This window comes from Veillonella sp. oral taxon 780 str. F0422, from assembly GCF_000221605.1.
Lineage (GTDB): Bacteria > Bacillota > Negativicutes > Veillonellales > Veillonellaceae > F0422.
The window spans coordinates 1-10000 of the sequence record NZ_AFUJ01000028.1; the positions used below are offsets into that span (position 1 = coordinate 1).

10 protein-coding genes and 1 pseudogene (1 of these 11 cut by a window edge) are annotated in these 10000 nt (G+C 40.3%); all 11 read left to right on the forward strand.

The window, feature by feature from the left end:
• A pseudogene (locus HMPREF9200_RS08700) lies at nucleotides 1–395 on the forward strand (DEAD/DEAH box helicase); the annotation flags it as partial.
• Between the two features lie 133 nt (nucleotides 396–528).
• Nucleotides 529–948, forward strand: coding sequence for a Fur family transcriptional regulator (locus HMPREF9200_RS03775; protein ID WP_009353504.1), 420 nt, complete (start codon nucleotides 529–531; stop codon nucleotides 946–948).
• Nucleotides 949–1082: 134 nt separating this feature from the next.
• Nucleotides 1083–1928 (forward strand): deoxyribonuclease IV, encoded by an 846-nt coding sequence (locus HMPREF9200_RS03780; protein ID WP_009353502.1) that lies wholly within the window; start codon nucleotides 1083–1085, stop codon nucleotides 1926–1928.
• 2 nt (nucleotides 1929–1930) lie between these two features.
• Nucleotides 1931–3289: an exonuclease SbcCD subunit D gene (locus HMPREF9200_RS03785; protein WP_009353498.1), complete on the forward strand. Its 1359-nt coding sequence runs from the start codon at nucleotides 1931–1933 to the stop codon at nucleotides 3287–3289.
• On the forward strand, nucleotides 3286–6450 hold the full coding sequence (locus HMPREF9200_RS03790; RefSeq protein WP_009353496.1) for an AAA family ATPase: 3165 nt from the start codon (nucleotides 3286–3288) through the stop codon (nucleotides 6448–6450). Before HMPREF9200_RS03785 ends, HMPREF9200_RS03790 begins: the two co-directional genes overlap by 4 nt.
• A 63-nt stretch (nucleotides 6451–6513) precedes the next feature.
• Nucleotides 6514–6888, forward strand: coding sequence for a VOC family protein (locus tag HMPREF9200_RS03795; protein ID WP_009353501.1), 375 nt, complete (start codon nucleotides 6514–6516; stop codon nucleotides 6886–6888).
• 119 nt (nucleotides 6889–7007) lie between these two features.
• Complete coding sequence (locus HMPREF9200_RS03800) at nucleotides 7008–7589, forward strand: ThiF family adenylyltransferase (RefSeq protein ID WP_009353505.1); 582 nt, start codon at nucleotides 7008–7010, stop codon at nucleotides 7587–7589.
• Nucleotides 7589–8020 (forward strand): peptidylprolyl isomerase, encoded by a 432-nt coding sequence (locus HMPREF9200_RS03805; RefSeq protein ID WP_009353500.1) that lies wholly within the window; start codon nucleotides 7589–7591, stop codon nucleotides 8018–8020. Before HMPREF9200_RS03800 ends, HMPREF9200_RS03805 begins: the two co-directional genes overlap by 1 nt.
• Complete coding sequence (locus HMPREF9200_RS03810; protein WP_009353495.1) at nucleotides 8020–8664, forward strand: hypothetical protein; 645 nt, start codon at nucleotides 8020–8022, stop codon at nucleotides 8662–8664. The genes HMPREF9200_RS03805 and HMPREF9200_RS03810 overlap by 1 nt, the downstream gene beginning before the upstream one ends.
• Before the next feature lie 3 nt (nucleotides 8665–8667).
• Nucleotides 8668–9516: a polyamine aminopropyltransferase gene (speE, locus tag HMPREF9200_RS03815; protein WP_009353503.1), complete on the forward strand. Its 849-nt coding sequence runs from the start codon at nucleotides 8668–8670 to the stop codon at nucleotides 9514–9516.
• Between the two features lie 333 nt (nucleotides 9517–9849).
• Nucleotides 9850–10000 carry the beginning of an FAD-containing oxidoreductase gene (locus tag HMPREF9200_RS03820; RefSeq protein ID WP_009353499.1) on the forward strand. It continues 1175 nt past the right edge of the window, so only the first 151 of its 1326 coding nucleotides appear in the window; it begins with the start codon at nucleotides 9850–9852; the stop codon falls past the right edge of the window.

The following is a 10000-nucleotide window of genomic DNA, read 5'->3' on the forward strand; positions in this document are numbered from 1 at the left end:
CCGTAGAGAAATTGATTGCTTTAGCAGATAATCGTGAAGAATTAGCAAGTTATCGTTCTAGTGCAGAAGAATTATTGAATGATATCGATTCTGTTACATTATTAGCAGCTGCTTTGAAATTGTTGACAAAAGAGCCAGATACAACTCCTGTTAGCATTACAGAAGAAGCGCCACTTCGCATACGTCGTCGCCGTGACAGTGGACGTCGAGATGGCCGTCGCCGTGATGATCGTCGTAGAGATGGTCGTCGTCGTGATGATCGTCGTGACGCAGATAGAAGACGTTCCTCTCGCGATCGTAGTCAACGTTCCAATAGTGGAGAGCGCCGTTCTCGTGATGGACAAAAACAACAAAAGCATCAAGGTAGCGGTTTCAAGCCGTATTTTAAAGAATAATTTCGTTAAGTAACGATATTTAAAATTAAACAATTCTGATTATTGTTTGGGAATGAACTTTCTGATATAATATAGATAGAGTAATAGTATTTTAATCTCACAGTTAAGCTTCCAAGTGGAAAGGATGTGCTTTATGGATATTGCACAAAAATTGCGAGAAGAAGGTTATAAAGTGACACCACAGCGTATTGCCATTTATAATGTTCTTTACGCAGAAAACAACCATCCCACTGCGGAAATGATCTACCAAAGTTTGCGGGAAGACCATCCAAGTATGAGCTTGGCGACTGTATATAAAACGATGGAGATTTTTGAACGCATTGGTTTAGTTCGCGTCTTAGACTTGGGCGATGATTGTAGCCGTTATGACTGGGATACAAGAAATCATCCGCATGTACGCTGTACAATGTGTAATCGTATTAATGATTTACATGATGTACAAGTAAACTGTCTAAGAGAAGAAGTGGCACGCCACAGTGAATATGAAATTACAGGACTTCATGTGTCTTTTGAGGGCATTTGTCCAGAATGTTTGCGTAAAAGCTCACATTAATTAGTCATGTAAAAGAAATAGAGGATAATTGCTTATATAAACAATTGTCCTCTATTTTTATGCCTGTAAAGAGATAGTCATAACATGATATACTTACAAGTAAGATAGTGAATCATCAAGAGAAGGAGTTATACATGAGTCAATTAACAATCGGATGTCATTTATCCATCAGCAAAGGCTATTTACATATGGGAAAGGAAGCATTATCCATTGGTGCCAATACATTTCAATATTTTACGAGAAATCCTCGTGGTGGTAAGGCACGTGCCTTTGACGAAGCAGATATGAAAGCCTTAGATGCATTCCTGAAAGAACATCAATTTGGGAAACTACTAGGACATGCGCCATATACTTTAAATGCTTGTGCCGCCGATCCAGGACTCCGTGAGTTTGCTAAAAATTCCATGCGTGAAGATTTAGAACGATTGGAATATTTGCCAGGTCATTTATATAACTTTCATCCAGGTAGCCATGTGAAACAAGGTGTGGACCAAGGCATCGAATATATCGTAGACATGTTAAATGAAGTGATTTTTCCAGGCATGAAAACTACCGTTCTATTAGAAGCTATGGCAGGGAAAGGTACGGAAGTAGGTCGTAATTTTGAAGAGTTAGCACGTATTATTGATGGAGTAAAACACAAAGAATACATTGGTGTTTGTGTGGATACTTGTCACATTCATGAAGGTGGATACGATATCATTGAAAATTTAGATGGTGTGCTGGAGGAGTTTGATCATTTTATAGGGCTAGATAGAATCCATGCGGTGCATTTGAACGATTCCAAGAATCCTAGAGGAGCTCATAAAGATCGTCATGAAAAAATCGGGGAAGGTCACATTGGCATTGAGGCCATTGCTAATTTCATTACCCACCCAAAATTACGTCATCTACCATTCTATTTAGAAACACCAAATGAACTAGATGGATATGCAAAAGAAATTTCTATCTTACGGGAGATTTATGCAAACGAGGTGTAAGTATGCGCATACTACATACAGCAGACTGGCATTTAGGACGACTATTTTATAACGAACATTTAACAACGGACCAAGCCCATATATTGGATCATCAATTTTTCCCTTTACTGAAAGAAGAACAGATTGATCTGGTGGTCCTCAGTGGGGACGTCTTTGATCGCTCAGTGCCACCTATTGAGGCCATTGAATTATGGGATTCCGTGCTCCATCGATTGGCTTTTAGCGAGAATATTCCTATGGTGGCCATTTCAGGTAATCACGATAGTGGACCACGCTTAGCGATGGGTCACAGTGCTTGGGAAACTCATGGTATCCATTTGTTAGGCCATGCTCACCAAGGGATAAATCCCATCTCTTTCCAAGATGCGTATGGTCAACTCGATGTATGGGCATTGCCCTACGGAGAGGTGCGTGATATGCAAAGTGCTCTGAATCGGCAAGGTGTTGGAAATGAAAAGATAGAAATAACAGAGCATATCGAATCTGTTAAGGCATCTAAAAAACATAGAACGCAATGCGAATCAGCAGATTTATTTGCCTCTTTAAGTAATGAAGATATTGTAAATTTAGACAACTCTTCGTATAAAGGTAATGATGAGATTTCTGTTGTCGGTACTGCGGAATGTGCGTTAGGTGTTGATACAAATAAATATAATTGGACTATCGCAGATGCCTATGAACATTGGTCATATTATGCGAAGCGTTGCTCTAAAGGACACCGCAGTCTTTGTATGGCTCATGCTTTTGTGGCAGGTGGTGCTGAAAGTGAGTCGGAACGGCCTCTGTTAGTAGGAGGTTCTGGGCAAGTTCCAACAACGGTATTCAAAGATTTTACATATACTGCCTTAGGTCACTTGCATAGACCACAACGGATTGGGGTGGACCATATTCGCTACAGTGGATCTTTGTTGACCTATTCCTTTGACGAGGTAGGGTATAGTAAAAGTTTCACTATTGTTGATATAGACGGCAAAGGAGCTACAACAATCAGTGAGATTCCTATTGTAGGACGCCGCCAATTTGTGAGCCTGACGGGATATTTTGACGATTTGCTAGCAGATGAAAGTCTTCATACACGGCATCATAATGATTATGTGGAAATACGATTGTTAGATACGGCACCTGTAGTGGACGGAATGCGCCGCTTGCGAAAGGTATTTCCATATTGTATGCGATTAGAATTAGTAGGTCGTATGGAAGTGGTGCGAGATACAACAGGTGCTAAACGATTCAAGGAATTAAATGAGAAAGATTTATTTGCCCAATTTGCTAAGGAAGCTCGTAATGAAGAACTTTCACAAGAAGAATTAGAGTATATGGAAGGTTTGTGGCATCGTGTATTAAGGGAGGAAGAAGCATGAGACCCTTACGATTAGAAATGACTGCCTTTGGCCCGTATCCTAAGAAAGTAATCCTTGATTTTGCCGTATTGGCAAATCAATCCATGTTTTTGATTACAGGTCCTACAGGGGCAGGAAAAACAAGTATATTAGATGCCATTGTATATGCCCTATATGGTCAAACCAGTGGTGGCCTTCGTGATGGATCTGATATGCGTAGCGATTATGCAGATGCTACTACACCTACATCAGTGGTGTTTGAGTTTCAAGTAGGTGATCATCGATATAGGATGGAGCGAACTCCAAAACAAGAATTACAGAAAAAACGAGGCACTGGTACAAGAACGGTATTAGCAACTGCTTCTATCAGTGAATGGATTGATGAAGAATGGAAATTACTCGCTACAAAAGCCCAAGAAATTCGTGACTATGTACAACAGATCATTGGATTTCGTGTAGATCAATTTTTGCAAGTTGTCCTATTACCGCAAGGTGATTTTAGAAAATTGTTAGTAGCCCCCACATCAGAACGGGAAGTATTGCTACATACGATTTTTAAAACCTCTGTGTATAAACGCATGCAAGATGTATTGAAGGAAGAATTGACTAAATCTACCGTAGGGATTCAAGATACATTGCAAAAGGTTGAGTTTTTATTGAGTACCTACACAGTAGATACGTTACAGGACTTAGTGGCATTGACGGAAGAAGAACGTGCTGTATTAGGGATTCGTGAAAAAGAACGTAAGGAGAAACAGGAGCAGTGCGATGTTTTGCAAACAGCCTATGCTAAGTACGAAACCTATGCCAACCTAGTATCGCGCAAAGATCAATACAGTCAAGCCTTGGCTACTCATCAAGAAGGAGAGTCGGCGCATCTTGCATTAGGGGAGGCTATTAGCCGTTGGGAACGGTTGCAAGAAGTTCGGAGGTCTATGAAAGACTATGAGAAATTGCAAGATATTTTCAGAACGGATAAAGAAAAATTAGAAGCCTTGAAAACATCGTTGCAGTCCGTGGAAGGAAGTTTACAAACCTTAGAGTCTAAGTGGAAACAGCTAATAGCTCAAGAGGAAACGTATGCAAAGCAACAAGAGCAATACCACCAATTACAGGCCTTGCAACAAGAGGTGGAGTGGTATGGCGAACTTGTGACAAAAAGGAATGATATAGAGGCTTCGAAAGCACAGCAAGTGGAGCAACAACAGGCTCTACAACAGGAGGTAACTACAAGTCAGGCAGAGCTGGAGTTGCATCGTAAAACATTAGAAGGTATAAAGACAGAGTTACAAAATTATGCTTCCTTAGGTGAGGAAAAATTATGTACCAGTGAACTGCGGAGTTGGTGGGATTCCTTAAAGGGGGTTGTTAACAAACTCCAAACTGCTTGGGATGCTAGAAATCTTCATAGTCAACAGTTGGAGGAAGAACGACAGGTCTGCAAGACGCGTGAAGGTCTATATCATCATAATGAGCAATTATTACGACAACACCAAGCCTATGAAGTGAGTTTGCAAGTGGAAGATGATTCGCCGTGTCCTGTTTGTGGTTCCTTAGAACATCCACAACTAGCACAAGCCCCGTCGGAAAACATTGTTAGAGAAACGGTAGATAGATTCCGCAGAGAGTTCCAAGCTAGTCAAACACAGGTGGCAACGATAGAAACCAAGCTAAGCCACAGTGAAGAAGAAGTAGAACGATATAGTAAAGAATGGAATCGTTTATGTGAAAGCTATCCAAATGTAACAGAAGGTGTGCAAAGAAAAGCTATTATTCACTTGGGGAATATGTTGGAATCGGCTATACAAGTCAAGGACATAGATAGGGTAGCTGAACGCCTCCAATGGTGGAAGGTATCTGCAGATATAGAAACCATAGACCAAGCGTTTAAAACGATACAAAATGAGTTAGTTGTTGCTGAAACCACTAAAGTAGAATTGGAAGAAAGATTAGAAACATTACATAAGGCAATACAAGTAGAAGAAGCTAACTTTCATACAAAACAACTGGAATTGACTACTTTAGCTGGTCAGATAGAGACGATTAAACAAGATGTTCACCACATGACAACAGAAATGCATCGTATTGAAAAGAGTATAGCTCCTTTTACGGTGGAAACGTATACGGCTGAGGTGAAAGATCTCGCAGATTCTCTGAAACGGTATGAAGCGGACCGTAAAGAGGTAGAAGCCGCGCGTCAAGCTAGCCAAGAACAAAAGGTGGCGCTCATCACAGAAATAGGGACTATTAAAGAACAACAGGATCGCATGGCGCAGGATATAGAATTCTTGGACAAGGAAATCGAGCAAGTGTTAGCAGCGGAATCTCTTACCATTGATGCATTTAAACAGGAATCTCATGCATTTGATAAATTGCCAGCATGGAAAGAAACCTTTAGTGTCTATAACAACGAAACATTGCGACTAAGCTCTCTGTTAGAAGAAGTGCGAAGTGATTTAGCCAACTATACTACAGTGCCAGAGGAAATAGCCAAGGGTGCTGTGGAAACAATAGAACAGGAATTAAAAGAATTGGGGGAAACTATTGGTACCCTGAAATCTCAAGTTCTAGCTAAAGAAAAGACAATACAAGAAATTACTGGGTTGGAAGAGTCCACTAAAGTATTGTCGGATCGTCGGGCATTTATCTTCGGCTTAGCCGATTTAGCCAATGGCGGTGATTCAGGTATGAAAGGGGTCAGCTTTGAACGCTATGTACTAGGTGCTATCCTGGAAGAAGTGTTGTGTGCGGCGAACTTACGACTTCATGATATGAGTCGTGGTCGCTATCGATTGGAACGATCGGTAGAAGAAGGAGGTCGTGGCGCACGGGGGTTGGATATTGCTGTCTTTGATGCCTATACAGGGGCAAGCCGCCCTGCCAATACGTTGTCTGGAGGAGAAACCTTTTTAGCGTCCTTAGGTTTAGCTATGGGATTGGCGGATGTCATTCAATCTTATGCGGGAGGTATTCATTTGGATACCATGTTTATTGATGAAGGGTTTGGAACTTTGGATCCAGATACCTTAGATGTGGCAATGGAAACACTAGTAGCATTGCAATCCCAAGGACGATTGGTAGGCATCATATCTCATGTGCCAGAATTACAACAACAAATTGGTGCACACTTGGTGGTGACAAAAACGGATGAGGGAAGCAGGGCCTACTTTCAAGTGCAGTGATTGTATTCCCGTAGTACCTATGTTAGAATAATACTGTTATTTACTAGGAATTAAGGAGGAAGTATGAAATTTAGCTTTGCTCATAATAATATTAACGTGAAAGATTTGGATACAAGTTTATCCTTTTATAAAGACGCATTAGGGTTAGAAGAAGTCGGTCATATCGATGGAGAAGATGGATCTTTTAAAATCGTCTATTTAGGGGATGGTACCAATCCGCATCGATTAGAATTGACATGGCTACGTGATTGGGAGCGTCCTTATAATTTAGGGGATAATGAATTCCATGTGGCATTTTATGTAGATGATTATGCAGGAGCGTTAGCAAAACATAAGGCTATGAACTGCGTTGTCTATGAGAATGAAGCAATGGGCATTTATTTTATTGCTGATCCAGATGGATATTGGACTGAAATTATCCCAGCAGGAGCCTATTAATATGGAACATATGTTAACGCGCTTACAATGGTTGGTAGGGGAAGAAAAATTAAAACCCTACAAGGTAAAAAGTCCTTCTTTTTGGATGCGGTGGTGTAGGCTCCTTTGCCCTAGAAGCGTTGGTTCGTTCTGGCGTAGGGCATATAATTATTGTCGATGGTGACAAAGTGACGGTGAGCAATATTAATCGTCAGCTTATTGCTTTGCCTAGCACGGTAGGTCAACGTAAAGTAGAGGTCGCAAAAGAGAGAGCCTTAGCAATCAATCCTAATCTACATATTGAGGCTTATGATATGGTATATACTGGTGAAAGTCATCCTACTTTCATTGCCGATATTAATCCGGATTTTGTCATTGATGCCATTGATATGGTAAGTGCTAAACTATCTATCATCGAAACGTGTTATAATAGAAATATACCTTGTATATCTTCTATGGGAACAGGAAATAAAATGTGGCCTGATCAATTGAAGATTACAGATATTAGTAAGACCCATACATGCCCATTGGCGAAAGTTATGCGTAAAGAATTGCGTCGTCGTGGCATTAAAAAGCAAACCGTATTATTCTCTACAGAACAACCGATGACACCGAACCGTGATGATGACTCTAGAAGTCCAGGTTCCTGTGGATTTGTTCCTTCTGTAGCAGGATTGCATTTAGCGGGTCATGTCATTAGAACTTTTTTGGAGGTACAGTAATGAAAAAAGCAATTATTCATATGGAATACGGTGACATTGTTATCGAATTATTTGAAAACGAAGCTCCTGGTACAGTAGCTAACTTTGAAAAATTAATCAAAGAAGGATTTTATGATACTTTGAAATTCCATCGTGTTATCCCTGGTTTTGTGGCTCAAGGTGGTTGCCCAATGGGTACAGGCGTAGGTGGCCCTGGTTACACAATTCCATGCGAAACTAAAGGTAACCCACATAAACATGTTCGTGGTGCTTTATCCATGGCACATCGTGGACCTAACACAGGGGGCAGCCAATTTTTTATCGTGTACGAACCACAACCTCATTTAGACGGCGTTCACACTGTGTTCGGTCAAGTTATCGAAGGTATGGATGTAGTAGATAAAATCCAACAAGGTGACCGCATGCAAACTGTTGAGGTAGTAGAAGACTAATGGCAGGCATTAAACGCTATCGGTTAGAACATCCTGAATGGTTACAAGTGAAAAAGGATGGGAATTTTTCCTATGGGTATGACCAAGAGTGGTACGAAGATGCGTGGAAACGCTTAGCTGGTTGTGGTCCTACAACGGCGACACAAGTGATTTCCTATGTCCTTTTCCGCGATGGATATTTACCTGTTGAGACTGTTGCAGACGGTGATCAAGCCTTGGAACGCATGAATCAAGTATGGGAATACGTGCGCCCTCGCTATGGTGGTGGACTCTATAAAAGTACTTGGTGGGAACAAGGTGTCAACCAATATATGGCAGATAACAACCTGTCTTATAATGTGAAACGATTGCCGATTTTTCCTCTGAAAGGAAGCGCTTATACGGTGGAAGAAGTAACGGCTTTCATACAACGTGGACTGGAACAAAATTGTCCTGTTGCTTTTTTAAATCGTCATCGTGGACAGGAAGAAGGGCTATCTACATGGCATTGGGTTCCTATCGTATCTATGCAAGTTAATTATGATGACACACGATGTGTTGTCTATGATGAAGGTATGGAACGAACTTTTTCACTACGCCGTTGGTTACGAGATAATTTACTGGGTGGAGCTTTTTTATACATCCAGTCACAATGTGAGGAGTAAGAAATGACACAATGGATTAAAGAATTACAGTCCCCTCATCTTGCATTATGCGCAGAAGTGGATGAAATTTTATATTCTGGAAAATCCGACTTTCAAACCATAGAAGTCGCTCATAGTTTAGAATATGGTAATATGCTTGTGTTGGATGGTGTGTTTCAAACGTCAGAACGAGAAGAATTTGTGTATCATGAAATGATGAGCCACATTCCGTTATTCTTGCACCCAAACCCTAAGCATGTATTGATCATTGGTGGCGGTGATGGTGGCGTGGCTAGAGAATGTGTACGCCATAGCTGTGTAGAAACAGTGACAATGGTAGAAATTGATGGTAAAGTAGTGGAATTGGCAAAACAATATTTGCCATCTATTGCTGACGCTATGATTCGCCAAGATCCAAAATTGACGGTAACCATTGGTGACGGTATTGGTCATGTAGCGGGAAAAGAAAATTTCTATGATGTGATTATCGTAGACTGCTCTGACCCAATCGGACCTGGTGAAGGTTTATTTACAGAAGAATTCTACAAAAATACATATCGTGCCTTGAAGGAAGATGGTTTATTTGTACAACAAACAGAATCTCCAGTAATGCATCAACAACTAGTATCTGATGTATTCTACTATGTAAATAAACATTTCCCTGTGACTCGCCTATATACAGCATTCATTCCGTTATATCCAACAGGTATGCATTGCTTTACTATGGGATCTAAGAAACATGACCCATTAGAATGGGATCCAAATCGTGCCCAAGATTTTACAACTAAATACTATAACTATGGCATCCAAAAATCTGCATTCGTATTGCCAACATTTGTAAAACAATATTTACAAGCTCGAATTGCAGAATAAACTCTTTACCTAGGAGTGCTATAGTGAGTGACGAACTAGCACTTTCCTTGTGAAAGTGCTAGTTTTGCGTATGGGTTGTACAACCGAACAGGGCAAGTTCATAAATAATAGGTAAACGCATGATATTTTTATCAGTAAGTAGATATATTAAAATACAGTATCTAAGTGCAGCTAGTTAAAAAACTTGTTGAAACTATGGAGCTGGAAAAATATTTGTGATACATGGTATTGAAATTCCTAGTAAATAGGTATACAATAAAAACAATATTGTATTTACAATGAAACATATAATATATTTTTTATTCATGTGAATTAACAAAAGGGGAGACTATAATGAAACAATATGACTTACTCGTTATCGGCTTTGGTAAAGCAGGTAAAACATTAGCTGCCACATTTGGCAAAGAAGGAAAACAAGTCGCTTTAATTGAACAAGATCCAGCTATGTATGGTGGTACATGTATCAACATCGGATGTATCCCTA

Coding starts and splice junctions, on each gene's coding strand:
- HMPREF9200_RS03775 (WP_009353504.1), top strand. CDS start 529: ATGGATATTGCACAAAAATTGCGAGAAGAAGGTTATAAAGTGACACCA.
- HMPREF9200_RS03780 (WP_009353502.1), top strand. CDS start 1,083: ATGAGTCAATTAACAATCGGATGTCATTTATCCATCAGCAAAGGCTAT.
- HMPREF9200_RS03785 (WP_009353498.1), top strand. CDS start 1,931: ATGCGCATACTACATACAGCAGACTGGCATTTAGGACGACTATTTTAT.
- HMPREF9200_RS03790 (WP_009353496.1), top strand. CDS start 3,286: ATGAGACCCTTACGATTAGAAATGACTGCCTTTGGCCCGTATCCTAAG.
- HMPREF9200_RS03795 (WP_009353501.1), top strand. CDS start 6,514: ATGAAATTTAGCTTTGCTCATAATAATATTAACGTGAAAGATTTGGAT.
- HMPREF9200_RS03805 (WP_009353500.1), top strand. CDS start 7,589: ATGAAAAAAGCAATTATTCATATGGAATACGGTGACATTGTTATCGAA.
- HMPREF9200_RS03810 (WP_009353495.1), top strand. CDS start 8,020: ATGGCAGGCATTAAACGCTATCGGTTAGAACATCCTGAATGGTTACAA.
- speE (WP_009353503.1), top strand. CDS start 8,668: ATGACACAATGGATTAAAGAATTACAGTCCCCTCATCTTGCATTATGC.